This window comes from Pseudomonas sp. E141, from assembly GCF_052659885.1.
The window spans coordinates 852,560-877,241 of sequence record NZ_CP084024.1; the positions used below are offsets into that span (position 1 = coordinate 852,560).

Below are 24,682 nucleotides of genomic sequence, written 5' to 3' on the forward strand. Positions count from 1 at the left end.
TCGCTCCCATAGAACTTTTGCATCGACTGCCACATTGATGCCTGGCTTGAGCTGTTTGAACAGCTGAGCGAATCACCAAACTCCTTCCTCACCGCCATACAGCCGCAACGTCGCCCTCGGCTATACTCCCCAGCATTTCAAAATGCCCGAGGTTGTACTGTGAAGAACTGGACGTTGCGCCAACGCATCCTGGCGAGTTTTGCGGTGATCATCGCCATCATGCTGCTGATGGTGGTCGTCACGTATTCGCGGTTATTGAGGATCGAGGCCAGCGAAGAAAAAGTACGCGTCTACGCGGTGCCGGGGGTGTATTACAGTTCCATGATTCGCGGTGGCTGGGTCGACAGCTACGTCAAGACCCAGCAGATCGTCGGCCTCTCCGGCCAGCGGGAAATCACTGCCGAGGACAAGGCCCTCTACCAGGGCTACGAGCAGCATCTGCGCGAGGAAATCCAGCACTATCAAAAGCTGATCCAGGACCCTGCCGATCAAGTCTCCTTCGACGAATTCGAGGTCAATCATCAGGACTTCAACAAGGCCCTGGCGAAGGTTCTGGACCTGTATGAACGCAAGGATTTCGAAGGGGCACAGCTGGCGCTGGAGAAGGAGCTGACGCCGGCATGGCTCGACGGTCGCGGACATTTGAACCAGATCATCGAACGCAACCGGGAGCTGGCGGAAAAAGCCGCCCTGACCATCAGTCAGTCGGTAACCGCCGCTGAAGTTGCCATGGGGCTGTCGTTTCTCGTGGCGGTGCTCATTGCCATGCTTTGTGGCCTGTTGTTGATGCGCGCGATCATGGCGCCGATGAACCGCATTGTGGAAATCCTCGGCATCATGCGCAGCGGCGACCTGAGCGGGCGCCTGAACCTTGCGCGTAAAGACGAGTTCGGTGCGGTGGAAACCGGCTTCAACGACATGATGGCCGAGCTGACATCGCTGGTGTCCCAGGCCCAGCGCTCTTCGGTACAGGTCACCACCTCGGTCACCGAGATCGCCGCCACCTCCCGCGAGCAACAGGCCACGGCCACCGAAACCGCCGCTACCACTACGGAGATCGGCGCGACCTCTCGGGAAATTGCCGCCACGTCCCGGGATCTGGTGCGCACCATGACCGAAGTTTCCAGCGCCGCCGACCAGGCCTCGGTGGCGGCCGGTTCCGGCCAGCAAGGCCTGGCGCGCATGGAAGAAACCATGCACTCGGTGATGGGCGCGGCGGATCTGGTGAACGCGAAGCTGGCGATCCTCAACGAGAAGGCCGGCAACATCAACCAGGTGGTGGTGACCATCGTCAAGGTGGCCGACCAGACCAACCTGTTGTCCCTCAATGCCGCCATCGAGGCCGAGAAGGCGGGAGAGTATGGCCGCGGTTTTGCCGTGGTCGCCACTGAGGTTCGGCGCCTGGCGGATCAGACAGCCGTGGCGACCTACGACATCGAGCAGATGGTGCGCGAGATCCAGTCCGCCGTATCCGCTGGAGTGATGGGCATGGACAAGTTTTCCGAAGAAGTGCGCCGTGGCATGGCCGAGGTGCAGCAGGTCGGCGAGCAACTGTCGCAGATCATCCACCAGGTACAGGCGCTGGCGCCGCGGGTGTTGATGGTCAACGAAGGCATGCAGGCCCAGGCCACCGGCGCCGAGCAGATCAACCATGCCCTGGTGCAATTGGGCGATGCCAGCAGTCAGACGGTGGAGTCCCTGCGCCAGGCCAGTTCTGCCATCGATGAACTGAGCCAGGTGGCCGTGGGGCTGCGCAGCGGCGTCTCGCGTTTCAAAGTCTGATGAGCGAGTTCGAGGCCAGACGTGGCGCCGTGTCGGCGGCCCGTCAGTCGTTGTTCCTGGTGTTTTGCATCGGCAACGAACGCTACGCCCTGCAAGCCATCGATGTGGTGGAAGTGCTGCCGCGCTTGCCCCTCAAACCGATTGCCCAGGCACCGTCCTGGGTGGCGGGGGTGTTTGCCTGGCGTGGCGCGGTGGTGCCCGTGATCGATCTGTGCACGCTGACCTTCGGTCAGAGCGCCCAGGCGCGTACCAGTACGCGGCTGGTGCTGGTGCATTACCGACCCGACGCGCAGCAGGCGGGGCAGGTTCTGGGGCTGATTCTGGAACAGGCCACCGACACCTTGCGTTACGATCCGGCGGATTTCCGACCTTATGGCTTGGATAACCCACAGGCGCCGTACCTGGGCCCGGTGCGCGAAGACGCGCAAGGCCTGTTGCAATGGGTGCGGGTCAATGACCTGCTCGACGAGTCGGTCCGTGCCGTGCTGTTTCCCACGCCGCCCTTGAACTTCGATGACCTCGAGGGACGGGCATGAACAGCGACCAGCGGTTTTTCGATTTTCTCAAGGTGCGCATCGGCCTGGATGTCACCTCCGTCGGCACCGCCATCATCGAGCGGGCCGTGCGCCAGCGCATCATTGCCGTGCCTGGGCGTGCGGCAGATGAGTACTGGCAATGCCTGCAACATTCTGCCCAGGAGCAACAGGCGCTGATCGAAGCGGTGATTGTCCCGGAGACCTGGTTCTTCCGTTATCCCGAGTCCTTCGCCACCCTCGCCAGGCTGGCCATCAAGCGTCTGGCCGAGATCAAGCACCTGCGTGCGCTGCGCATCCTCAGCTTGCCCTGCTCCACTGGCGAAGAGCCTTACTCCATTGCCATGGCGTTGCTCGACGCGGGCCTGGGGCCGCATCAGTTCAAGGTGGACGCGCTGGACGTCAGTCCGCTGTCGATAGAACGTGCCAGGCAAGCGCTTTACGGCAGGAACTCTTTCCGTGGCGCCGACCTCGGCTTTCGCGAGCGATATTTCAGCGCCGAGGCAGAGGGTTATCGCCTCAGCGAGCGGGTGAGTGAACAGGTGCGTCTGCAAGTGGGCAACCTGCTGGATCCGACCCTGCTGGTGAACGAGGCCCCTTACGATTTTGTGTTCTGCCGCAATCTGCTGATCTATTTCGACCAGCCGACCCAGCAGCAGGTGTTCGAGGTGCTCAAGCGCCTGACCCACCAGGACGGCGTGCTGTTTATCGGCCCCGCCGAGGGCAGTTTGCTGGGGCGGTTGGGCATGCGTTCAATCGGGATTGCCCAGTCGTTCGCTTTCAGTCGCCAAGGTGCCCCGCAGCCACAGCCGCTGCCCGCCTTGATGTCGACGCCTCTGCCGGCCCCGCTGCCGCTTGGCCAGGTCGCGCCTCGAGTCATTCCACCGGTGGTCCGGCCCCGGCCGTTCGCAGCCAGCGTGGCTCCGATCACTGAGCCGAAAAACAGCGACGCCACTACCTTACTGGCCAATATCGCGGCGCTGGCCAATGCTGGCAAAAGCGCCGAAGCCCGTGCGGCCTGCCAGCAGTACCTGCGCAATCATGCGCCGGCGGCCCAAGTGTTCTACTGGCTGGGGCTGCTCAGTGACATGGCCGGTAGCGCGCTTGAGGCCCAGGGTTTTTATCGCAAGGCGCTCTATCTTGAACCGCAACACGCCGAGGCCCTGGTGCATCTGGCGGCGCTGCTGGCTTCCCAGGGAGACGCGGCCGGTGCCCGTCGATTGCAGGACCGCGCCGCTCGCAGCGGGCGCATGGCTGACAGTGAGCGTAAACAATGAGTGGTTCGGCTAATGACAACCTGACCCATGACGATGCCCTGGCCATCGACGATTGCTGGAATCGCATCGGGGTGCATGGCGACAAATCCTGTCCGTTGCTGGCCGAGCATATTCACTGCCGCAACTGCGCGGTGTATTCGGCGGCTGCCACCCGTTTGCTCGATCGCTACACCTTGCAGCACGACGACCGGGATCTGGCCCACGCGCCGCTGGACACCGATATCGTCACACGATCGCTGTTGATGTTCCGACTGGGCGAAGAGTGGCTGGGCCTGACCACCCGCAGTCTGGTGGAAGTGGCGCCGTTGCAGCCGATTCATTCGCTGCCCCACCAGCGCTCGCGGGCCTTGTTGGGCGTGGCGAATGTGCGCGGGGCCTTGGTGGCCTGCCTGTCGCTGGTGGAACTGTTGGACCTGGAACCCGGCGGGGCGGTGGTGGCCGGCGCACGGGTCATGCCGCGCATGTTGATCGTCGCGGCCCAGGGCGGTCCGGTGGTGGTGCCGGTGGACGAGGTGGACGGCATTCACGCCATCGATGAGCGCGTCCTGGGCGCGGCCTCGCAATCGGTGGCCAAGTACACCCGTGGCGTATTGAAGTTCAAGGGCCGCAGCCTGCGCTGGCTGGACGAAGAACAGTTGTTGTCCGCCATGACCCGGAGCCTGTCATGACCCCTGATCAAATGCGTGACGCCTCGTTGCTGGAGTTGTTCAGCCTGGAAGCCGAAGCCCAGACTCAGGTGCTCAGCGCCGGCCTGCTGGCCCTGGAACGCGACCCGACCCAGGCCGATTATCTTGAATCGTGCATGCGCGCGGCCCATTCCCTCAAGGGCGCGGCGCGGATCGTTGGAGTGAACGCCGGGGTCAGCGTGGCCCATGTCATGGAGGATTGCCTGGTCAGCGCCCAGGAGCGCCGTCTGGTCCTGCGCGCCGAGCACATCGACGCCTTGCTGCAAGGCACCGACCTGTTGACGCGAATTGCCACGCCAGGCAACAGCATCGGAGCCCAGGACGTCGATGCGTATGTGGCGTTGATGGGGCAACTGCTCGATCCTGCCGCTGCGCACACGCCTGCCGGGTCGCCGCGAGTCGAGATGCAAACCGAGACTTTTCGCGTTGAGCCGGCCGAGGCAGAACCGCTCGCGGCAACGGAACCGCTGCCCAAGGGTAAGCGTGTTACCGAAGGGGGCGAGCGGGTGTTGCGGGTCACCGCCGAGCGCCTCAATAGCCTGTTGGACCTGTCCAGTAAATCCTTGGTGGAAACCCAGCGCCTCAAGCCCTGGCTGGCGACGATGCAACGGCTCAAGCGCCAACAGAGCAACGGCTTGCGGGCCTTGGAAGAGCTGAATGTGCACCTCAAGGAACATGCGTTGAGTTTGCAGGCCGAGGAAGCGCTCAACGACGCCCGCCGCTTGCTGGCCGAAACCCAGCAATTGCTGGCGCAGAAAACCGCGGAGATGGACGAGTTCGCCTGGCAGGCCGGTCAGCGAGCACAGGTGTTGTACGACACGGCGCTGGCCTGTCGCATGCGACCGTTTGCCGATGTGCTCTCCGGCCAGGCCCGGATGGTCCGTGACCTGGGGCGCAGCCTGGGCAAGCAGGTGCGCCTGGAGATTGAGGGCGATAAAACCCAGGTCGACCGCGACGTGCTGGAAAGACTCGAAGCGCCGCTGACCCATCTGCTGCGCAACGCCGTGGACCATGGCATCGAATCTCCAGAGCAACGGGTGCTGGCCGGCAAGCCCGCCGAAGGCCTGATCCGCTTGCGCGCCTCCCATCAGGCTGGCCTGCTGGTGCTGGAACTGGCGGACGACGGCGCCGGTGTGGACCTGGAGCGGGTGCGGCGTAGCGTCGTCGAACGAGGGCTTTCCCCTGAGCAGACCGCAGCCAATTTGAGCGAAGAGGAACTGCTGACGTTCCTGTTCCTGCCCGGCTTCAGCCTGCGCGACACCGTCACTGAGGTGTCCGGGCGCGGCGTCGGCCTGGACGCCGTTCAGCATATGGTCCGGCAGTTGCGCGGCGCGGTGGTGCTGGAGCAGACAGCGGGCGAGGGCAGCCGCTTCCATCTTGAGGTGCCGCTGACGCTCTCAGTGGTGCGCAGCCTGGTGGTGGAAGTCGGCGGTGAAGCCTACGCCTTTCCCCTGGCTCACATCGAGCGCATGTGCGATCTCGCTCCTGAGGACATTGTGCAGGTCGAAGGGCGCCAGCACTTCTGGCACGAAGGGCGGCATGTCGGGCTGGTCGCCGCCAGTCAGTTGCTCAATCGTCCGGCATCACAGAACAGCAGCCAGGCGCTCAAGGTCGTGGTGATCCGTGAGCGCGAGGCCATCTACGGCGTGGCGGTCGAACGGTTCATCGGCGAGCGCACGCTGGTGGTCCTGCCCCTGGACGAACGCCTGGGCAAGATCCAGGACATCTCCGCCGGGGCCTTGCTGGACGATGGTTCGGTGGTGCTGATCGTCGATGTCGAAGACCTGCTGCGCTCGGTGGACAAGTTGCTCGACACCGGGCGCCTGGAACGCATCGCTCGCCAGAACCAGACGCAGACACCGCGCAAGCGGATCCTGGTGGTGGACGACTCCCTGACCGTGCGCGAGCTGCAACGCAAGCTGTTGCTCAATCGTGGTTATGACGTGGCGGTGGCCGTGGACGGTATGGACGGCTGGAACGCGCTGCGAGCGGAGGATTTCGACCTGCTGATCACCGACATCGACATGCCGCGCATGGACGGCATCGAGCTGGTGTCGCTGTTGCGGCGCGATAACCGTCTGCAGTCTCTGCCGGTGATGGTGGTGTCCTACAAGGATCGTGAAGAAGATCGTCGCCGTGGCCTGGATGCCGGCGCTGACTATTATCTAGCCAAGGCCAGTTTCCATGACGACGCCTTGCTCGATGCCGTCGTCGAATTGATCGGAGGAGCACGGGCTTGAAGATCGCCATCGTCAATGACATGCCCCTGGCGGTCGAAGCCCTGCGCCGTGCCCTGGCTTTCGAGCCGGCGCACCAGTTGGTCTGGGTGGCCGCCAACGGTGCCGAGGCGGTTCAGCGTTGCGCCGAATACACCCCGGACCTGATTCTGATGGACCTGCTCATGCCCATCATGGATGGCGTGGAGGCGACCCGGCGGATCATGGCCGAAACCCCGTGCGCCATTGTGATTGTCACCGGTGACAGCCAGCAGAACGTTCACCGGGTGTTCGAAGCCATGGGGTATGGCGCGCTGGATGTGGTTGATACCCCTACCTTGGGGGTGGGCAACCCCGCGGATGCGGCGGCACCGCTGCTGCGCAAGATCACCAACATCGGCTGGCTGATCGGTGAGCGCAATCACCGTGAGCGCGCTGCGCCGGCTGCGCAGCGGATGTCGGTGTCACGCAATAGCCTGATTGCCATCGGGTCGTCGGCGGGTGGGCCGGCCGCGCTGGAGATCCTGCTCAAGGGCCTGCCCCGTCATTTCGCCCCGGCCATTGTGCTGGTCCAGCATGTGGACGAGGTGTTTGCTGCGGGCATGGCCCAATGGCTGAGCAGTGCGTCAGGCCACCAGGTGCGCCTGGCCCGGCACGGCGAGCCGCCGCAAAGCGGTACGGTGCTGCTGGCCGGCACCAACCACCATCTGCGCCTATTGAAAAACGGCACCCTGGCCTACACCGCCGAGCCGGTCAACGAGATCTACCGGCCGTCCATCGACGTGTTTTTCGAGAGCGTCGCCCACTTCTGGAGCGGTGACGCGGTGGGCGTTTTGCTCACTGGCATGGGCCGCGACGGTGCCCAAGGGCTTAAACTCATGCGCCAGCAGGGCTATCTGACCATCGCCCAGGACCAGCAGAGCAGCGCGGTGTACGGCATGCCCAAAGCGGCCGCGGCCATCGACGCGGCTGCGCAGATTCTTGCGCTGGACCATATAGCGCCACGGTTAGTGGAGATTTTTACCCAATGAAGAACCCCGGCAGCCTTGTCCACCAGCCGTATTCAGGTGAGTTCCCATGAGTGATTTACAGCTCGACGATTTCAAGCGTGACGAGAACGCGGCCATGGTCTTGCTCGTCGACGACCAGGCGATGATCGGCGAGGCGGTGCGGCGCGGGCTGGCCAATGAAGAGAACATCGACGTTCACTTCTGCGCCGACCCACACCAGGCCATCGCCCATGCGGTCCGCATCAAGCCAACGGTGATCCTCCAGGACCTGGTGATGCCCGGTCTTGATGGCTTGAGCCTGGTGCGCGAATACCGTAACCATCCGGCGACCCGGGATATTCCGATCATTGTCCTGTCCACCAAGGAGGACCCGCTGGTCAAAAGCGCGGCGTTCGCCGCCGGGGCCAACGATTACCTGGTCAAGTTGCCGGACAACATCGAACTGGTGGCGCGCATCCGCTACCACTCGCGGTCCTACATGATGCTGCTGCAACGCGATGCGGCCTATCGCGCCCTGCGGGTCAGCCAGCAGCAACTGCTCGACACCAATCTGGTGCTGCAACGGCTGATGAATTCCGACGGTCTGACCGGGCTGTCCAACCGCCGGCACTTCGATGAATACCTGGAGCTGGAGTGGAGAAGGGCGCTGCGGGACCAGTCCCAGCTCTCGCTGTTGATGATCGACGTGGATTACTTCAAGTCCTTCAACGACAATTTCGGCCACCTGGAGGGGGACGAAGCACTGCGCAAGGTCGCCACGGCGATCCGTGATGCGTGCAGTCGTCCGTCCGACCTGCCGGCCCGTTACGGCGGCGAGGAGTTCGCCCTGGTCTTGCCCAGCACCTCGGCTGGCGGCGCGCGGTTGATGGCCGAAAAGCTGCGCCAGAGCGTCGTTGCCCTGAACATCCCCCACATCACGCCTCATGAGGGGGCGAACCTGACTGTCAGCGTTGGCGTCTCGACCTTCACGCCACAGCAAGGTGGCGATTGCCGCCAGCTGATTTCGGCGGCGGACAAAGGGCTGTACACGGCCAAGCACAATGGGCGTAATCGGGTGGGTATCGAGTAGTGCGTCCGGCCGGCTGGAGAGTTCTTGTGGCGAGGGAGCTTGCTCCCGCTGGGGCGCGTAGCGGCCCCTAAACCAGATAACTCGGTGAGTCAGGTTGACTGAGCTGTTTTTTAGGGCTGCTGCGCAGCCCAGCGGGAGCAAGCTCCCTCGCCACAAGAATTGGTGTCCCTAAAGCCGCCAGGCGGGCTGCCGCTGGCGCTTGATTACGTTATACTCGCCGGCTTTCAAAAGTTCGCCAACGAGTGCTGCCCGCCATGGAAATCAACCCGATCCTGAACACCATCAAGGACCTGTCCGAGCGCTCCGAAACTATTCGGGGGTATCTTTGACTACGATCAAAAGCATGAGCGTCTGACCGAAGTCAATCGCGAGCTTGAAGATCCGAATGTCTGGAATAACCCGTCGTACGCCCAGGAGCTGGGCCGCGAGCGCGCTGCGCTGGCGCAGATCGTCGAGACCCTGGATGAAATGTCCAGCGGCCTGGCCGACTGCCGCGACCTGTTGGACATGGCTGTCGAAGAAAACGATGAAGGTGCCGTCGGTGATGTCGTCGCCGAGCTGACACGCCTCGAGGAGGCGTTGGCCAAGCTGGAATTCCGGCGCATGTTCAGTGGCGAGATGGATGCCAACAACGCCTACCTGGACATCCAGGCCGGTTCCGGCGGCACCGAAGCCCAGGACTGGGCCAACATCCTGCTGCGCATGTACCTGCGCTGGGCCGACAAACGCGGTTTCGACGCGACCATCATGGAACTGTCGGCCGGTGAAGTCGCCGGAATCAAGGGTGCCACCGTGCACATCAAGGGCGAATACGCCTTTGGCTGGCTGCGCACCGAGATCGGCGTGCATCGCCTGGTGCGCAAAAGCCCGTTCGACTCCGGTAACCGTCGTCACACGTCGTTCTCGGCGGTGTTCGTTTCGCCGGAAATCGATGACAACATCGAAATCGACATCAACCCGTCGGACCTGCGCATCGACACCTACCGTTCCTCCGGGGCCGGTGGCCAGCACGTTAACACCACCGACTCGGCCGTACGGATTACCCACGTACCGACCAACACTGTGGTCAGTTGCCAGAACGAACGCTCCCAGCACGCGAACAAAGACACCGCGATGAAAATGCTGCGGGCCCGTTTGTACGAGCAGGAAGTGCAGAAGCGCAACGCGGCGTCCCAGGCCCTGGAAGACACCAAGTCGGACATCGGCTGGGGTCACCAGATCCGTTCGTATGTACTTGACGCCTCGCGCATCAAGGACCTGCGCACCAGCATCGAACGCAGCGACTGTGACAAGGTGCTCGATGGCGACATCGACGAATACCTGATCGCCAGCCTCAAACAAGGGCTGTAACGCGACACCCATGCGGCGGGCAGGCGCGCTTCCACCCAGGAGCGAGGCCTGGCCGCAAACTCCGGCCCGGGGCCGGGGGCAACGAACCTGTGATGGAATCTTTAAAGACATGAGCGACCTAGAACTCGACCCGCAAGCCCTGCAACAGGAAGAAAACTCCCTGATCGCCCTGCGCAAGGAAAAGCTTGCTGCCGAGCGCGCCAAGGGCCAGGCCTTCCCCAACGACTTCCGCCGCGACGCCTACTGCGACGTCTTGCAGAAGCAGTATGCGGACAAGACCAAGGAAGAGCTGGCCGAGGCGGCGATTCCAGTCAAGGTGGCCGGTCGTATCATGCTCAACCGTGGTTCGTTCATGGTGATCCAGGACATGACCGGGCGCATCCAGGTCTACGTCAACCGCAAGACGCTGCCGGAAGAAACCCTGGCCGCCGTCAAGACCTGGGACCTGGGCGACATCATTGCCGCCGAAGGCACCCTGGCCCGTTCCGGCAAGGGCGACCTGTACGTCGAAATGACCAGCGTGCGCCTGCTGACCAAGTCCCTGCGCCCACTGCCGGACAAGCACCACGGCCTGACCGACACCGAGCAACGCTATCGTCAGCGTTACGTCGACCTGATCGTCAACGAAGACGTGCGCCAGACCTTCCGCGTGCGCTCGCAGGTCATCGCCCACATCCGCAGCTTCCTGATGAAGCGTGACTTCCTTGAAGTCGAAACGCCGATGCTGCAGACCATCCCCGGCGGTGCGGCGGCCAAGCCGTTCGAAACCCACCACAACGCTCTGGACATGGAAATGTTCCTGCGTATCGCGCCGGAGCTGTACCTCAAGCGCCTGGTGGTGGGTGGCTTCGAGAAAGTCTTCGAGATCAACCGCAACTTCCGTAACGAAGGCGTTTCGACCCGGCACAACCCCGAGTTCACCATGCTCGAGTTCTACCAGGCCTACGCCGACTACGAAGACAACATGGACCTGACCGAGGAGCTGTTCCGCGAACTGGCGCAGCTGGTGCTCGGGACCACCGACGTGCCGTACGGCGACAAGGTGTTCCATTTCGGCGAACCGTTCGTGCGCCTGTCGGTGTTCGACTCGATCCTCAAGTACAACCCGGACATCACCGCGGCCGACCTGCAGGACATCGAAAAGGCCCGCGCCATCGCCAAGAAGGCCGGCGCCAAGGTGCTCGGCTTCGAGGGTCTGGGCAAGCTGCAAGTGATGATTTTCGAAGAGTTGGTCGAGCACAAGCTGGAGCAGCCGCATTTCATCACCCAGTACCCGTTCGAAGTGTCGCCGCTGGCCCGTCGCAATGACGAGAACCCAAGCGTGACCGACCGTTTCGAGCTGTTCATCGGTGGTCGCGAAATCGCCAACGCCTACTCCGAGCTCAACGACGCAGAAGATCAGGCAGAGCGTTTCATGGCCCAGGTGGCCGACAAGGACGCCGGCGACGACGAGGCCATGCACTACGATGCCGACTTCGTTCGCGCCCTTGAGTACGGCATGCCGCCGACGGCCGGCGAAGGCATCGGCATCGATCGCCTGGTGATGTTGCTGACCAACTCACCGTCGATCCGGGATGTCATTCTTTTCCCGCACATGCGGCCCCAAGCGTAAGTGTTTCAATTAAAAAGCCGCCTCGAACAGGCGGCTTTTTATTGCCTGTCTGGTACAAACGTATCAATTGGTTGATTTTGAAATAGCGAGGAAAGACCTGTCGTGAATCGTGTAATGGCTCCAGAAGGTGCGGCGGGCGTCGCCACTGCTGTCGCTGAAAGTGTTCAGTACCAGGGTCGCAAGGCCAGCCGGCAGGGCAGTGAACAGCGTCGCCAGGAGATTCTCGATGCGGCCATGCGCATTGTGGTGCGTGATGGTGTGCGGGCGGTACGCCACCGAGCCGTGGCCGCCGAAGCGGGTGTGCCGCTGTCGGCCACGACTTATTATTTCAAGGACATCGATGACCTGTTGACCGATACCTTCGCCCAGTACGTGGAGCGCAGCGCGGCGTTCATGGCCAAGTTGTGGACCAACAATGAAGGCCTGCTGCGGGAGATGGTTGCCTACGGAGACGGCAGCGCCGAATCCCGCTCGCAGCTGGCGGATGACATCGCCCGGATGACTGCCGACTACGTGCAGCATCAATTGCACAGCCGGCGCGAATACCTGATGGCGGAACAGGCTTTTCGTCAGGAAGCGCTGCTCAACCCGCGCCTGGCGGAGCTGGTGCGCTCTCACCAGCAGATCCTGTTGCACGGCACTTGTCAGTTTTTCCAGGTTTTGGGCTCGCGTGAACCCCAGCAGGATGCCAAAGTGTTGACGGCGATTATCGGACGGATGGAATATCAAGGCTTGCTCAATGGCGCCGAGCCGGTAGCGGCAGAAGAAATGCTCGGCATCCTGACCCGCTACATGCATCTGGTATTGGCGTCGGTTTAGTTTTTCAGGAGCACCACATGTGGCGAGGGAGCTTGCTCCCGCTGGGCTGCGTAGCGGCCCCTTTTGTGAGCGCTGCGCACTCAAGCGGGAGCAAGCTCCCTCGCCACAAAGGCTCCTCACAAAGACTAGGCGCCGTATGCCATAGGGAGTTCAAATGAAAGCCTGGCGTGCCGTTGTAATGGCCGTGTCGTTGCTGCTGCTCAGTGGCTGCCTGGTGTCCTTCAAGGCGCCGTTGCCCGACAGCGAAGCCGCGCCCCAAGGGCTGGTCGGCCACTGGACCAGTACCAACGCCTGGGGCGAGCCGCTCAATCTGGAGTTGGTCGAAGTGGGCCCGCGCCGTTATCAAGCCGTCACCTACTTCAGGGCCAGGCCTCTGGAGCGCGAAGCCATCCCGGTGACCGTCTCCCGTCACGGCAGCCGCTGGTATCTGTCGGCCAAGGTGCCGGCCCGCTTTGGAGGGCATTTCGTGATCGCCGGTTTTGAACTGACCGACAAGCAGGAACTGGTGATCTACAACCTGGATATGGATCAGATCAACCAGGCCATCAGCCATAAGATCCTCAGTGGCCAGCCGAACCAGAGCGAAGAAGGTGACGGCGTGCTGGTGGACAGCGACATGGGGACGGTTTTCCGTTACCTCGACGACCCGGCCAACTCCGATGTGTTCTCGGAGGCTGTGCGCTACCAGCGGCTGGTCAAATCCCAATAATTGCAACAAGCGGACGTTTTTTCACAGGAGTTCCGGGTGGACGATTACCAGCAGACGATACGCACCTTGTCCGATCGCATTGTGCTGGCGCAAACGCCGATTCGCATTCTCGACGCAGTAAAGTGGGACGAAAGCATCCGCAAGGGTTTCCTCAAGGCCAAGGGCAAGGAAATGCCCGCCGTGGACCGCGACTATTACCTCAACCGGCCCCTGTCGTTCGATTCCAGCAAAGTGAAGCTGGAATTCCAGAACATCGAACGCGACATCACCCGTCAACTCGGGCAGTTCAACCCGGTCGGCCAGATCATGCGTCGCATGTGCAAGGAATACCGCATGGTGGTGCGCATGCTCGAAGCACGCGGCACCGAGGATTTCGGGCTGATCTCCCAGGAGTTGTACGGGGCCGCTTCCGATGCGTTCCATGCCGGCGACCCGACCCTGGCTGACCTGGGCTTGATGCTGTCCGATTACCTGAACAACATTGATGGCCGTGGCGACCTGAAGGACGAGCCGAAGATTCTGACCGCCCAGGACGCTGTCAGCCTGCTGCAGCATCGGCTCAACCGGGTTTTTGGCGAGGCCGAGGAAACCATCCGGGTGTTCGAGTCCGACGGGATCGTGGCCGATGCGGCGGCTGGCGCCGATTACATCAAGATTCGCACTGATGCGATGTTCAACGACCGTGACGTTCGGGCCCTGGAGGTCCATGAAGGTCTGGTGCACGTCGGCACCACCCTCAACGGCCTGAATCAGCCGATCTGCACCTTCCTGTCCAAGGGGCCACCCTCGTCCACGGTGACCCAGGAAGGCCTGGCGATCCTGATGGAGATCATCACCTTCGCCTCTTACCCAAGTCGCCTGCGCAAGCTGACCAATCGCACCAGGGCCATTCACATGGTGGAGGAGGGGGCGGACTTTCTGCAGATATACGAGTTCTTCCGTGAGCAGGGCTTTGAGATGGGCGAAAGCTACGGCAACGCCAGCCGGGTTTTCCGTGGTTCGGTGCCGACGGGTCTGCCATTCACCAAAGACTTGTCCTACCTCAAGGGCTTCATCATGGTTTACAACTACATTCAGCTGGCCGTACGCAAAGGCAAGCTGGAGCAGGTGCCGCTGTTGTTCTGCGGTAAAACCACCCTTGAAGACATGCGCACGATGCGCCAACTCGTGGACGAAGGCTTGGTCGTGCCGCCCAAATACCTGCCGGAACAGTTCCGCGACATGAACGCGCTGTCGGCCTGGATGTGTTTCTCCAACTTCCTCAACCACCTGAGCCTGGACCGGATCGAAGCGGATTATTCCAATATCCTTTGAGCACCCTGTGGGAGCGAGCTTGCTCGCGATAGCGGCGGGCCAGTCACAGCCGTATTGACTGTACTGACGCTATCGCGAGCAAGCTCGCTCCCACAGGGGGGACTGCGTTTCACTTCTGACTTGCGAGGTTTCACCGGATGCGAACCCTCGGCATCTTATGCCTGCTGCTGACCCTGAGCGGTTGCAGTTCCCTGCTGTTCTACCCCGAACGCGGCCTGCCCTTTACCCCGGAACGGGCCAAGCTCGACTACCGCGACGTCACCCTGACCACCGCCGACGGTGTCAGGCTCCACGGCTGGTGGCTGCCGGTCAAACAAGGGGTGGAGGTCAAGGGCACGGTACTGCACTTGCACGGCAACGGCGGCAACCTGGCCTGGCATCTGGGGGGGAGCTGGTGGTTGCCCGAGCAGGGTTACCAGGTATTGATGGTGGATTACCGCGGTTACGGCCGGTCCGAAGGCGAGCCGAGCCTGCCGGCGATCTATCAGGACATCGACGCGGCGTTCAAATGGCTCGACCAGGCGCCACAGGTTCAAGGCAAGCCACTGGTGCTGCTCGGCCAGAGCCTGGGCGGCGCGCTGGCGGTGCATTACCTGGCCGATCATCCCGAGCGTCAGCCGCAACTCAAGGCCTTGGTGCTCGATGGCGTGCCCGCCAGTTATCGCGACGTGGGGCGTTTCGCCCTGAGTACTTCATGGCTGACCTGGGCATTGCAGGTGCCGCTGTCCTGGCTGGTGCCCGACGGTGACAGTGCAATCGGTTCGGTGGCGCAATTGAAGGGCGTACCGAAATTGATCTACCACAGCCTCGATGACCCGATCGTGCCTCTTTCCAACGGCATCCGTCTGTATCAAGCTGCGCCGCCGCCCCGGGTCCTGCAACTGACTCGCGGTGGGCATGTGCAGACATTCGCCGACCCGGTCTGGCGAACGGTGATGCTGCGCTATCTCGACGACCCCTGGCACTTCGACGGCCTGCGCCGCCTGGGCGAGATCCCGAATTATCCGAAATCATCCGTTGAATCTTCAGAGAGCCCGCAATGAGCGAAGAACGTAACGCCATCCCCCTGATCATCACCGGTATCTGCAGCATCCTCGGCACCGTCGCGGTGCTCTGGTACTACGGCTACCTGCACTTCGCCAAGCCCGAGGATGCGTTGCTGCTCAACGAGTTCACCATGCTCAAGACCGTGCCGGGCGAAGACTACAAGGTCGCCCTGGAGCCTGCCCCCCAGGTCGCCCAGTGCATCGATGGTGTGCTGGTGCTGTTCGACACCGAACAGAAAGGCCTGACCGGCGTGCTGATCAACGAGAAGAAGCGCGCGGTGCGCTGCATGGGACAGGAGACGCCGCAGAAGCTTGAGCCATAACCCAGCCTCAATTTCCCTGTGGGAGCGAGCCTGCTCGCGATAGCGGTGGACCAGTTGCAACTGCATTGACTGACCCACCGCTATCGCGAGCAGGCTCGCTCCCACAAGGGAAATGTGTTGGCCATGAAAAAGCCCCGCCTGATCACGTCAGGCGGGGCTTTCAGTTGCAGTCAGCCGATCAGTTGGCACTCATGGTCGAGCGCGGGGCGACTGGCTGGTTGTCGTTGGAGATGGTCACCTCGACCCGACGGTTCATGGCACGGCCCGAGACGCTGGTGTTGTCCGCTACCGGGAATTCCTTGCCGTAACCCTGGGTCACGATGCGCGCCGGGTCGACGCCCATTTTCACCAGAGCCATACGCACGGAGCTGGCGCGGCGCTCGGACAGCGACTGGTTGTAGGAGTCCGAACCGGTGCTGTCGGTGTAGCCTTCGACAATCACCTTGCGGTCGGGATTTTCCTGGAGGAACTGGGCCAGTTTATTCACGTTGACCAGGCCGCTGGAACGCAGCTCGGACTTGTTGGTGGCAAACAGCACGTCACCGAAGGTCACCAGCGTGCCGCGTTCGGTCTGCTTGGCGTTGAGGCTGTCTTGCAGCTGCTTGATCTGCGCGTTACGGGCCTCGAGCAATGCGCGGGCGCGTTCATCACCGGCGTTTTTCAGCTCGGCTTCGGCGGTGCGCAGGGCGATGGTCTGCTTGGCCACCTCCACGCGCTGGTTGGTCAGATAGGCCAACTGGTCGACCTTGGCTTCATCTTCCTTGTCCATGTAAGCCTTTTCGGCTTTGGCCAGGAAGTCGGCGGCGTCCTTGGTTTCCAGAGCTGCAACCTTGGTCGCCGCCGGGTCAGCCTGCAGACCGTTGTAGTTGGTACGGGCCTGTTCCAGATTAGCGTTCGGATCTGTGGAACACGCGGCCAGCGAGACGCAGGCGGCCAGCAGGGCGGGGATCATCAAGTGTTTGTGCATCATAGTCTGTCGTCCTTTTATCAATGAGAAGTACGTCGCGGCGTGAACGGCTTACTGAAGCTTGTTCATGCCTTCCTGACGCAGTTCCTGAACCCCTTTCTGGGAGTCCTTGAGAGCCTGTTCGGCCTTGGCGGCCTGGGCCTTGCGCTCAGCGACGCGGGCGTCCCACTCGGCCTGCTCGGCCAGACGCTTGGCTTCTTCGTAGTTCTTGTCGTGCATCGCGATCTCGGCCTGCTTGAGCTTGTCCTGGGCCGACTTCATTTCCACGGCGGCGAATTCGGTACCGCCGGCGCTGACGGCGCTGTTGACCGCCGATTGGGTCACCGCGTACTGCTCCGAAGGCGGGTTGCCGGCGCAACCGGCGAGGATGAAGCTGCTACCGATTGCCAGGGCAGCCAACTTCAGGCCGCGCAGGCCAGTGGATGAGGGTTTGGCAGTGCAGGTATTCATAGGCTTCAACTCCATTGGAAAACTCCTGAAAAAACTACAGATCCATGCTGGGACCGAAGCCGGGACGTCTGTTTCGGCGCTGGCGCCGGGGCGCGTTTATTTAAACGACCGTTCCAGTATGGTTACTCGGTGTGACCTGAGGCGTTTTTCAAAAGTTCAGCGAGGATGGCCAATCGCCAAAAGTTTTACTGACTGATTGGTCAACAGCAGAAAAGCTGAACTTTCAAGGCGCGCAGCGGTATTCCCGGCGTAGGAGGCGTGGGTTTTTTTGGGGGCGCGTGTAGGAACTGGCGAAGGTTGCGATCTTTTGACCTGGCGTCTAGGAAAGATCGCAGCCCCGCTCCTAAAGAAAATTAGTGCTTGGACTTGTCGTTCTGCGAGGAGAGTTGATGCAGATGACGCCGCGACAGAGCGAGAAAACGCGGGGTCGGGCCGACGTCTTCGTAGAGCGGGTCACCCTCTTCATCGGTGGCCACCACTTGCGAGCCCTTGATGTAAGGGAAGCTGGCTTCCAGTTCTTCCAGCGCCGCCCCGATCAATTCGCCGAGCAGTTCCTCGGGTTGGCGCTTGGGGTACATCTCGCAGATCGCCGCCAGTCGTGCGGCGGCCTCCACGTCCAGGTGAATGGTGTAGCCGGTCTGGGTCAGGCAACCTTTGGCGTTTTCTTCCCAGTGTTGGGCGAGTTCACGGATTTTCATGATGGCCTCAATAGCCCGCGGATGGCAGGCGCGCAGAGTGACAAGCCGTTGTGTGGCTTACTGTTAAGACTAGCTTTGTCCGACAAGGTTTAATGTCCCCTCGTCGCTTGTCATAAACGTCTTGCGTCGGCACTCTCTGTAAAACGTCTAACCCAAGAGCTGTCCGGACCTTTTGCTGGAGAACTGCTGATGACCGATATCGATGCACGCTTGCGCGAGGATGTTCACCTGCTCGGCGAGCTGCTGGGCAACACCATCCGCGAACAGTACGGGGACAGGTTTCTCGACAAGATCGAGCAGATCCGCAAGGGTGCCAAGGCCGATCGACGCGGCTCCATGGACGCCGAACTGAGCGCCAGCCTCAATCAGTTGGGCGAGGACGAACTGCTGCCGGTGGCGCGGGCGTTCAATCAGTTCCTCAACCTGGCCAACATCGCCGAGCAGTATCAACTTATCCACCGACGCGAAGAGTCCAAACCGGCACCGTTCGAGGCGCGGGTGTTGCCCGAACTGCTTGCTCGATTGCGGGCCGAGGGTCATGGCGCCGAGTCCCTGGCGCGGCAATTGGGACGGCTGGAAATCGAACTGGTGCTCACCGCCCACCCCACGGAAGTGGCCCGGCGCACGCTGATCCAGAAATACGATGCCATCGCCGCGCAACTGGCGGCCCAGGACCACCGCGATCTCACCAGCGCCGAGCGCGCGCAGATCCACGAGCGTCTGCAACGGCTGATCGCCGAAGCCTGGCACACCGAAGAAATACGCCGCACCCGGCCGACCCCGGTGGACGAGGCCAAGTGGGGCTTTGCGGTGATCGAACATTCGCTGTGGCAAGCCATTCCCAATTACCTGCGCAAGGCCGATCAGGCCCTGCATGCCGCCACCGGCTTGCGCCTGCCGCTGGAGGCTGCACCGATCCGCTTTGCCTCGTGGATGGGCGGCGACCGGGATGGCAACCCCAATGTCACCGCTGCGGTAACCCGCGAAGTGCTGTTGCTGGCGCGGTGGATGGCGGCGGATCTGTACCTGCGCGACGTTGATCACCTGGCGGCTGAGCTGTCCATGCAAAAAGCCAGCGAGGCTTTGCGCGCCCAGGCCGGTGATAGCGCTGAACCCTACCGTGCCGTGCTCAAGCAATTGCGTGAACGCCTGCGCGCCACGCGCAATTGGGCGCACGCGTCCCTGAAAGTCACCACCCCAGCCTCTGCCGATGTGCTGCAGAACAACCGCGAACTGCTGGACCCGCTGGAGCTTTGCTACCAGTCCCTGCACGAGTGCGGCATGGGCGTGATCGCCGACGGACCGCTGCTCGACTGCTTGCGCCGGGCGGTGACGTTCGGGTTGTTCCTGGTGCGCCTCGATGTGCGCCAGGACTCCACGCGCCACAGCGCAGCCATGACTGAAATCACTGACTACCTGGGCCTGGGCCGCTATGAGGACTGGAGCGAGGAGCAGCGCATCAGCTTTCTGCTGGAGGAGCTGAACAACCGGCGTCCGCTTTTGCCCGCTCATTTCAAACCGTCGGCCGATACCGCGGAAGTCCTGGCCACGTGCCGGGAAGTGGCGGCGGCGCCGGCGGCGTCCCTGGGCTCGTACGTGATCTCGATGGCGGGCGCCGCTTCCGATGTGCTCGCGGTGCAGCTCTTGTTGAAAGAGGCCGGCGTGTTGCGACCCATGCGGGTGGTGCCGCTGTTCGAGACCCTGGCCGACCTGGACAACGCCGGGCCGGTGATCGAGCAATTGTTGCTGCTGCCGGGCTATCGCTCGCGGCTGCAAGGGCCTCAGGAGGTGATGATCGGCTATTCCGATTCGGCCAAGGATGCCGGCACGACAGCGGCGGCCTGGGCACAGTATCGAGCCCAGGAACGGCTGGTGGACATTTGTCGCGAACAGCAAGTCGAACTGCTGTTGTTCCATGGCCGCGGAGGCACTGTGGGGCGTGGCGGCGGTCCGGCTCACGCGGCGATTCTGTCGCAACCGCCGGGTTCGGTGGCCGGGCGTTTCCGTACCACTGAGCAGGGTGAAATGATTCGTTTCAAATTTGGCCTGCCGGACATCGCCGAACAGAATCTCAATCTGTACCTCGCCGCCGTGCTGGAAGCGACGCTGCTGCCACCGCCGCCGCCCACTCCTCAGTGGCGTCATCTGATGGATGAACTGGCGGCCGACGGGGTCAAGGCTTACCGCGCCGTGGTGCGGGAAAATCCGCAATTCGTCGAGTATTTCCGCCAGTCCACACCGGAGCAGGAACTGGGCCGTCTGCCGCTGGGCAGCCGGCCGGCCAAGCGCCGGGCCGGAGGCATCGAAAGCCTGCGGGCGATCCCGTGGATCTTCGGCTGGACCCAGACGCGCCTGATGCTGCCGGCCTGGCTCGGCTGGGAAACCGCCCTGGGCAAGGCGCTGGAGCGCGGCGAGGGCGAGTTGCTGGGGCAGATGCGCGAACAATGGCCGTTTTTCCGCACCCGCATCGACATGCTAGAGATGGTGCTGGCCAAGGCCGACGCGGACATTGCGCGCTCCTACGATGAGCGTTTGGTCGAACCTGGGCTGCTACCGTTGGGCGAGCATTTACGCGACCTATTGTCGCAGGCGTGCGCGGTGGTCCTGGGGTTGACCGGCCAGTCGCAGCTACTGGCACATAGCCCTGACACCCTGGAATTCATTCGCCTGCGCAACACCTACCTCGACCCGTTGCACCTGTTGCAGGCTGAACTGCTTGCCCGTTCGCGGCAGCAGGACGTTGCCCAGGGCAGCCCCGTGGAACAGGCGCTTCTGGTGTCTGTGGCGGGGATTGCCGCCGGTTTGCGCAACACCGGCTAAGGTTAAGCGGCGTACCGAAACGGCCCGCCCGGTATCCCCCGGGCGGAGGCCGGGTGGGCAGGGAAGAGGTCGGTCGGGCGACAGTTTGTTGTCCGGTTGCGACGATCGCCACCTCCTCCCAAGGTCGCGTCAGGCGCGGGTTCCTTCGACTTTCGGCGGCTTGTGTGGGTCGGGCCTGCTGTGTATCTTGATCAGCCTTTGGCCGTTTGGGCGGTCACGATCCTGTTTTCCGAGATTGGCCCCACGAGGCGAATCCGAGCGTTTACATAAAAAAATTGAGGAGCACATCGATGCGCGTCATTCTGCTGGGAGCTCCCGGGGCCGGTAAAGGTACTCAGGCAAAGTTCATCACCGAAAAATTCGGTATCCCGCAAATCTCCACTGGCGACATGCTGCGTGCCGCGGTCAAGGCCGGCACCGAGCTGGGCGTCAAGGCCAAGAGCATCATGGATGCCGGCGGCCTGGTGTCGGATGACCTGATCATCGCGCTGGTCCAGGATCGCATCGCTCAAGCCGATTGCGCCAACGGCTTCCTGTTCGACGGTTTCCCGCGCACCATTCCGCAGGCCGAAGCCTTGGTTACGGCTGGCGTGGAGCTGGATCACGTTGTCGAAATCGCCGTCGACGACGAGGAGATCGTTCAACGTATTGCTGGTCGTCGTGTCCACGAGCCGTCCGGCCGTGTCTACCACACCGTCTATAACCCGCCGAAACTCGCCGGCAAGGACGACATCACCGGTGAAGCACTGGTGCAGCGCAAGGACGACACCGAAGAAACCGTGCGCCATCGCCTGTCGGTCTACCACTCCCAGACCAAGCCGCTGGTGGAGTTCTACCAGAAGCTGTCCGCCAAGACCCAAGGCAAGCCCAAGTACAGCTACATCGCCGGCGTTGGTTCGGTTGAAGCGATCACCGGCAAGGTGCTTGAAGCACTGAGCTGACAAGTCTGCTGTGCAGCAAATAACAACGGCCCGCTTGCGGGCCGTTGTTGTTTATACTGGCGCACTTTTCCCTATCTGATTTACGGACACACCGATGAGCACCTTGCTGGCCCTGGATACCGCGACTGAAGCTTGCTCCGTTGCCTTGCTGCACGACGGCAAGGTCACGAGCCATTACGAGGTGATCCCGCGCTTGCACGCCCAGAAGCTGTTGCCGATGATCCAGCAATTGCTCAGCGATGCAGGGACCACCTTGCAGGCGGTGGATGCGATTGCCTTTGGTCGTGGGCCGGGAGCGTTCACCGGCGTGCGCATTGCCGTCGGCGTGGTGCAGGGCCTGGCGTTTGCCCTGGAGCGGCCGGTGTTGCCGGTGTCCAACCTGGCGGTACTCGCCCAGCGCGCCTTGCGTGAACAGGGCGTCAGCCAAGTCGCGGCGGCCATCGATGCGCGCATGGATGAGGTGTATTGGGGCTGCTACCGCGAGTCCGAGGGTGAGATGCGCCTGGTGGGCGCCGAAGCGGTGCTCCCCCCCGAAGTGGCGGCGTTGCCTGCCAACGCCAGCGGCGACTGGTTCGGCGCCGGGACCGGTTGGGGCTACGGCGAGCGGATTGCCGTCCCCCTCAGCGGCCAGGACGCCTCGATGCTGCCCCATGCCGAAGACCTGCTGACCCTGGCCCGCTTCGCCTGGGAGCGCGGCGAAGCCATTCCGGCCGACGATGCACAACCAGTGTATTTGCGGGACAAGGTTGCAACGCCCAAATCCGAACGGTAGGCACAGGCTTTGTGAGAGCAAAGTTGCTCGCGATACCGGGGGGCTCTGTTCTCTGGCGGACCGCGTCATCTTCATCGCGGGCAAGCCTTGCTCCTACAAAGTCATTTGCTCCCCCAAAAGTCACGCCCAATATTACCAGTCGTCATTTTTTCGAGCCGGTTTTAAACCTTTTTGACTTTATGTGCTCTAGTTATCACTTGCGCATTTGCGCGGCTGTGAAAGTGCCGCTAAATTGCCATCATTGATACCGAGCATTCTGTTATGCGTATAGACGGCGTTTCATCCCAGTCCTACCCCATCAAACGCAGGCCTCGTGCAGGCAAAGTTGCTGCGGATGAGTCCTTCGATGACATCGATGGCGAACTGGAATTTCCGTCCGAAGAGCAGTTGGCCGCTCGCGCTGCCAAAGCCTCGGCGCAACGCCTGAGCAATCTTCCGGCCCGTCAGCAAGACATGCTGTATCACCGCGCCATGAGCCGCAGTGTATCCGCGGCCCTGGCCAGCTACCTGAGCACTGCCGGTTTCGTTGACTGGGATATGGAAGTGCTGGGACTCGACCTCTACATCTGATGGGGTTGCCTTACTACCTGGGCTGCCCGTCCTGGAGCGAAAACGCCTGGCGCGATTATCTTTATCCGCAAGACGCCAAAAGCTCCGATTTCCTGAACCTCTATTCTCAAGTGTTCAATGCCGTGGAAGGCAATACGACCTTCTACGCCAGCCCCTCTGCGGCCATCGTTCAGCGCTGGGCGCAGACCATGCCCGAGCAGTTTCGCTTCACCGCCAAGTTGCCCGGTGAGATCAGCCACAATGGCGATTTGCGTGAGCACCTGACGGCCATCGAAACCTTCGTGCAATTGCTCAGCCCCCTGGGCGAACGGGTTTCACCGTTCTGGTTGCAGTTATCCAAGGCCTTTACCCCGAATCGCTTGCCGGAGTTGGCGGGCTTCATTGATGCCTTCGAGCGCCCCTTGGCCGTGGAGGTCCGTCACGGTGACTTCTTTGCCAAGGGCGATGCCGAACGACAGCTCAACCGCCTGCTCCTTGATCGCGGGGTAGAACGCATCTGTCTGGATCCCCGGGCATTGTTCAGTTGCACCTCGACCGATCCTGCCGTGCTCCATGCTCAATCGAAGAAACCGCGTGTACCGCCCCGGCCGACCGCGTTCACCGACTGCCCGCAGGTGCGTTTCATCGGCCATCCAGTGCTGGAGGCCAACGAACCGTTCCTGACCCCCTGGGTGGAAAAAATCGCCGGGTGGATCGAAGAGGGGCGCACGCCTTATATCTTTCTGCACACCGCCGACAACGTGCTGGCGGCCAAACTCGCGCAACACTTTCATCGCCGATTGATGAGCCGTTTGCCTGGCTTGCCGGCCCTGCCTGAGCTATACAGAGAGCCCGCCGCCGAGCAACTGGGTTTGCTCTGAGGCGAAAATTTCCTCTGCCCAGGAGTGATTTCCATGGATGCGCAAACCCGTCGAGCCCAGGCCTTCAAAGCCTTGCATGAACGCGAAGGCGCGTTCGTCATTCCCAACCCGTGGGACGCCGGTTCGGCAAAGATGCTTGCCAGTCTCGGCTTCGAGGCCCTGGCCACCACCAGTGCCGGTTACGCTTTTTCCTTGGGACGGCCCGATGGTGCCGCGGGGCTGGATGACACCCTGGCCAATGTCCGGGCGATTGTGGCGGCCACTGACTTGCCAGTGGCGGTCGATCTGGAGAACGGCTTCGCCGATGCCCCCGAGGCGTGCGCCAGCAGCCTGATCCGCGCGGCGCAGGCCGGCGCGGTGGGTGGCTCGATCGAAGATGCCACAGGGCGCGAAGACAGCCCGATCTATGGCTTCGAGCATGCCGTGGCGCGGGTTAAAGCTGCGGCTGACGCGGTGCGCAGTCTGCCGTATCCCTTTGTGCTGACCGCCCGGGCGGAGAATTTTCTGCACGGCAAGCCCGACCTGGATGACACCATTGCCCGCCTGAAGGCGTTCGCCGATGCCGGTGCCGACGTGCTCTATGCCCCAGGCTTGAGCTCGGCCGAGCAGGTGCTGGCGGTGGTCCGGGCGGTGGCGCCGAAACCGGTGAATGTGTTGATGTCCGGGGCGCTGGACCTGACGGTTGCGCAGTTGAGCGAGATGGGCGTCAAGCGCATCAGTGTCGGGTCCGCGCTGGCCCTGGCGGCGTATGGCGAGTTTTTCCGCGCCGCCGAGGAAATCCGCGAACAGGGTTCGTTCACCTTCACCCGTCGTTCGATGCCCTTCAACCAGGCCAACCAACTATTCAAGGGTTGAGGC

At 62.2% G+C, this 24,682-nt stretch carries 23 protein-coding genes; 20 read left to right on the forward strand and 3 right to left on the reverse strand.

Annotated elements, in window-relative coordinates:
* Positions 1–159: 159 nt before the first annotated feature.
* From GKKCFE_RS03790 to GKKCFE_RS03855, 14 genes are all read left to right on the forward strand, one after another.
* Positions 160–1,782, forward strand: a complete 1,623-nt coding sequence (locus tag GKKCFE_RS03790; RefSeq protein WP_076386211.1) for a methyl-accepting chemotaxis protein — start codon at positions 160–162, stop codon at positions 1,780–1,782.
* Positions 1,782–2,318 (forward strand): chemotaxis protein CheW, encoded by a 537-nt coding sequence (locus tag GKKCFE_RS03795; protein WP_445577499.1) that lies wholly within the window; start codon positions 1,782–1,784, stop codon positions 2,316–2,318. Before GKKCFE_RS03790 ends, GKKCFE_RS03795 begins: the two co-directional genes overlap by 1 nt.
* Positions 2,315–3,592: a protein-glutamate O-methyltransferase CheR gene (locus GKKCFE_RS03800; RefSeq protein ID WP_322834791.1), complete on the forward strand. Its 1,278-nt coding sequence runs from the start codon at positions 2,315–2,317 to the stop codon at positions 3,590–3,592. Before GKKCFE_RS03795 ends, GKKCFE_RS03800 begins: the two co-directional genes overlap by 4 nt.
* Positions 3,589–4,260: a chemotaxis protein CheW gene (locus tag GKKCFE_RS03805; RefSeq protein ID WP_445577500.1), complete on the forward strand. Its 672-nt coding sequence runs from the start codon at positions 3,589–3,591 to the stop codon at positions 4,258–4,260. The genes GKKCFE_RS03800 and GKKCFE_RS03805 overlap by 4 nt, the downstream gene beginning before the upstream one ends.
* Positions 4,257–6,518: a hybrid sensor histidine kinase/response regulator gene (locus GKKCFE_RS03810; protein ID WP_445577501.1), complete on the forward strand. Its 2,262-nt coding sequence runs from the start codon at positions 4,257–4,259 to the stop codon at positions 6,516–6,518. Before GKKCFE_RS03805 ends, GKKCFE_RS03810 begins: the two co-directional genes overlap by 4 nt.
* Entirely contained in the window at positions 6,515–7,525 is a 1,011-nt protein-coding gene (locus GKKCFE_RS03815; protein WP_047227523.1) for a chemotaxis response regulator protein-glutamate methylesterase, read from the forward strand. Before GKKCFE_RS03810 ends, GKKCFE_RS03815 begins: the two co-directional genes overlap by 4 nt.
* A gap of 46 nt (positions 7,526–7,571) precedes the next feature.
* Positions 7,572–8,573, forward strand: a complete 1,002-nt coding sequence (locus tag GKKCFE_RS03820) for a diguanylate cyclase domain-containing protein (protein ID WP_047227524.1) — start codon at positions 7,572–7,574, stop codon at positions 8,571–8,573.
* Between the two features lie 254 nt (positions 8,574–8,827).
* Positions 8,828–9,923 (forward strand): peptide chain release factor 2 gene (prfB, locus tag GKKCFE_RS03825; RefSeq protein ID WP_107321555.1). Its coding sequence is split into 2 segments (ribosomal slippage): positions 8,828–8,899 and positions 8,901–9,923, totalling 1,095 coding nucleotides; the frame shifts between segments, so codons are not numbered across the junction.
* A gap of 109 nt (positions 9,924–10,032) precedes the next feature.
* Positions 10,033–11,535 carry a lysine--tRNA ligase gene (lysS, locus tag GKKCFE_RS03830; RefSeq protein ID WP_047227526.1) on the forward strand — a complete coding sequence of 501 codons (1,503 nt, stop codon included), beginning with the start codon at positions 10,033–10,035 and terminating at the stop codon, positions 11,533–11,535.
* A gap of 102 nt (positions 11,536–11,637) precedes the next feature.
* Positions 11,638–12,354, forward strand: coding sequence for a TetR/AcrR family transcriptional regulator (locus GKKCFE_RS03835; protein WP_047227527.1), 717 nt, complete (start codon positions 11,638–11,640; stop codon positions 12,352–12,354).
* 154 nt (positions 12,355–12,508) lie between these two features.
* Positions 12,509–13,063, forward strand: coding sequence for a hypothetical protein (locus tag GKKCFE_RS03840; protein ID WP_445577502.1), 555 nt, complete (start codon positions 12,509–12,511; stop codon positions 13,061–13,063).
* A 36-nt stretch (positions 13,064–13,099) separates the two neighbouring features.
* The gene (locus GKKCFE_RS03845) at positions 13,100–14,377 is read left to right on the forward strand and encodes a flavohemoglobin expression-modulating QEGLA motif protein (RefSeq protein WP_047227529.1); all 1,278 of its coding nucleotides are present in this window, start codon (positions 13,100–13,102) and stop codon (positions 14,375–14,377) included.
* Positions 14,378–14,514: 137 nt separating this feature from the next.
* The gene (locus tag GKKCFE_RS03850) at positions 14,515–15,420 is read left to right on the forward strand and encodes an alpha/beta hydrolase (protein ID WP_139051075.1); all 906 of its coding nucleotides are present in this window, start codon (positions 14,515–14,517) and stop codon (positions 15,418–15,420) included.
* On the forward strand, positions 15,417–15,746 hold the full coding sequence (locus tag GKKCFE_RS03855) for a hypothetical protein (RefSeq protein WP_047227531.1): 330 nt from the start codon (positions 15,417–15,419) through the stop codon (positions 15,744–15,746). The genes GKKCFE_RS03850 and GKKCFE_RS03855 overlap by 4 nt, the downstream gene beginning before the upstream one ends.
* 178 nt (positions 15,747–15,924) lie before the next feature.
* On the opposite strand, the gene GKKCFE_RS03860 is transcribed toward GKKCFE_RS03855, so the two are convergent.
* The 3 genes from GKKCFE_RS03860 to GKKCFE_RS03870 all read right to left on the reverse strand — a co-directional run bounded on the left by GKKCFE_RS03860 (position 15,925) and on the right by GKKCFE_RS03870 (position 17,861).
* Complete coding sequence (locus GKKCFE_RS03860; RefSeq protein WP_047227595.1) at positions 15,925–16,713, reverse strand: OmpA family protein; 789 nt, start codon at positions 16,711–16,713, stop codon at positions 15,925–15,927.
* Positions 16,714–16,764: 51 nt separating this feature from the next.
* Positions 16,765–17,178, reverse strand: coding sequence for a DUF4398 domain-containing protein (locus GKKCFE_RS03865; protein ID WP_047227532.1), 414 nt, complete (start codon positions 17,176–17,178; stop codon positions 16,765–16,767).
* 338 nt (positions 17,179–17,516) lie between these two features.
* A complete protein-coding gene (locus tag GKKCFE_RS03870) occupies positions 17,517–17,861 on the reverse strand; it encodes a hypothetical protein (RefSeq protein WP_047227533.1) in 345 nt (114 codons plus the stop codon).
* 189 nt (positions 17,862–18,050) lie between these two features.
* Here GKKCFE_RS03870 and ppc point away from each other — a divergent pair, with 189 nt between their 5' ends.
* The 6 genes from ppc to GKKCFE_RS03900 all read left to right on the forward strand — a co-directional run bounded on the left by ppc (position 18,051) and on the right by GKKCFE_RS03900 (position 24,679).
* Positions 18,051–20,681 (forward strand): phosphoenolpyruvate carboxylase, encoded by a 2,631-nt coding sequence (gene ppc, locus GKKCFE_RS03875; RefSeq protein ID WP_047227534.1) that lies wholly within the window; start codon positions 18,051–18,053, stop codon positions 20,679–20,681.
* A 290-nt stretch (positions 20,682–20,971) separates the two neighbouring features.
* Positions 20,972–21,622, forward strand: coding sequence for an adenylate kinase (adk, locus tag GKKCFE_RS03880; protein ID WP_047227535.1), 651 nt, complete (start codon positions 20,972–20,974; stop codon positions 21,620–21,622).
* A 94-nt stretch (positions 21,623–21,716) separates the two neighbouring features.
* Positions 21,717–22,394, forward strand: coding sequence for a tRNA (adenosine(37)-N6)-threonylcarbamoyltransferase complex dimerization subunit type 1 TsaB (gene tsaB / locus GKKCFE_RS03885; RefSeq protein ID WP_445577503.1), 678 nt, complete (start codon positions 21,717–21,719; stop codon positions 22,392–22,394).
* A gap of 261 nt (positions 22,395–22,655) precedes the next feature.
* The gene (locus GKKCFE_RS03890) at positions 22,656–22,964 is read left to right on the forward strand and encodes a hypothetical protein (protein ID WP_047227537.1); all 309 of its coding nucleotides are present in this window, start codon (positions 22,656–22,658) and stop codon (positions 22,962–22,964) included.
* A complete protein-coding gene (locus tag GKKCFE_RS03895; protein WP_419417676.1) occupies positions 22,964–23,824 on the forward strand; it encodes a DUF72 domain-containing protein in 861 nt (286 codons plus the stop codon). The genes GKKCFE_RS03890 and GKKCFE_RS03895 overlap by 1 nt, the downstream gene beginning before the upstream one ends.
* A gap of 33 nt (positions 23,825–23,857) precedes the next feature.
* Complete coding sequence (locus GKKCFE_RS03900; RefSeq protein WP_160891638.1) at positions 23,858–24,679, forward strand: isocitrate lyase/PEP mutase family protein; 822 nt, start codon at positions 23,858–23,860, stop codon at positions 24,677–24,679.
* Positions 24,680–24,682 lie beyond the last annotated feature (3 nt).

What these genes read in the sequence shown, in the direction of transcription:
- GKKCFE_RS03795 (WP_445577499.1), top strand. Translation starts at nt 1,782, where the DNA reads ATGAGCGAGTTCGAGGCCAGACGTGGCGCCGTGTCGGCGGCCCGTCAG.
- GKKCFE_RS03800 (WP_322834791.1), top strand. Translation starts at nt 2,315, where the DNA reads ATGAACAGCGACCAGCGGTTTTTCGATTTTCTCAAGGTGCGCATCGGC.
- GKKCFE_RS03805 (WP_445577500.1), top strand. Translation starts at nt 3,589, where the DNA reads ATGAGTGGTTCGGCTAATGACAACCTGACCCATGACGATGCCCTGGCC.
- GKKCFE_RS03810 (WP_445577501.1), top strand. Translation starts at nt 4,257, where the DNA reads ATGACCCCTGATCAAATGCGTGACGCCTCGTTGCTGGAGTTGTTCAGC.
- GKKCFE_RS03820 (WP_047227524.1), top strand. Translation starts at nt 7,572, where the DNA reads ATGAGTGATTTACAGCTCGACGATTTCAAGCGTGACGAGAACGCGGCC.
- lysS (WP_047227526.1), top strand. Translation starts at nt 10,033, where the DNA reads ATGAGCGACCTAGAACTCGACCCGCAAGCCCTGCAACAGGAAGAAAAC.
- GKKCFE_RS03840 (WP_445577502.1), top strand. Translation starts at nt 12,509, where the DNA reads ATGAAAGCCTGGCGTGCCGTTGTAATGGCCGTGTCGTTGCTGCTGCTC.
- GKKCFE_RS03850 (WP_139051075.1), top strand. Translation starts at nt 14,515, where the DNA reads ATGCGAACCCTCGGCATCTTATGCCTGCTGCTGACCCTGAGCGGTTGC.
- GKKCFE_RS03855 (WP_047227531.1), top strand. Translation starts at nt 15,417, where the DNA reads ATGAGCGAAGAACGTAACGCCATCCCCCTGATCATCACCGGTATCTGC.
- GKKCFE_RS03860 (WP_047227595.1), bottom strand. Translation starts at nt 16,713, where the DNA reads ATGCACAAACACTTGATGATCCCCGCCCTGCTGGCCGCCTGCGTCTCG.
- GKKCFE_RS03865 (WP_047227532.1), bottom strand. Translation starts at nt 17,178, where the DNA reads ATGGAGTTGAAGCCTATGAATACCTGCACTGCCAAACCCTCATCCACT.
- GKKCFE_RS03870 (WP_047227533.1), bottom strand. Translation starts at nt 17,861, where the DNA reads ATGAAAATCCGTGAACTCGCCCAACACTGGGAAGAAAACGCCAAAGGT.
- ppc (WP_047227534.1), top strand. Translation starts at nt 18,051, where the DNA reads ATGACCGATATCGATGCACGCTTGCGCGAGGATGTTCACCTGCTCGGC.
- adk (WP_047227535.1), top strand. Translation starts at nt 20,972, where the DNA reads ATGCGCGTCATTCTGCTGGGAGCTCCCGGGGCCGGTAAAGGTACTCAG.
- tsaB (WP_445577503.1), top strand. Translation starts at nt 21,717, where the DNA reads ATGAGCACCTTGCTGGCCCTGGATACCGCGACTGAAGCTTGCTCCGTT.
- GKKCFE_RS03890 (WP_047227537.1), top strand. Translation starts at nt 22,656, where the DNA reads ATGCGTATAGACGGCGTTTCATCCCAGTCCTACCCCATCAAACGCAGG.
- GKKCFE_RS03895 (WP_419417676.1), top strand. Translation starts at nt 22,964, where the DNA reads ATGGGGTTGCCTTACTACCTGGGCTGCCCGTCCTGGAGCGAAAACGCC.
- GKKCFE_RS03900 (WP_160891638.1), top strand. Translation starts at nt 23,858, where the DNA reads ATGGATGCGCAAACCCGTCGAGCCCAGGCCTTCAAAGCCTTGCATGAA.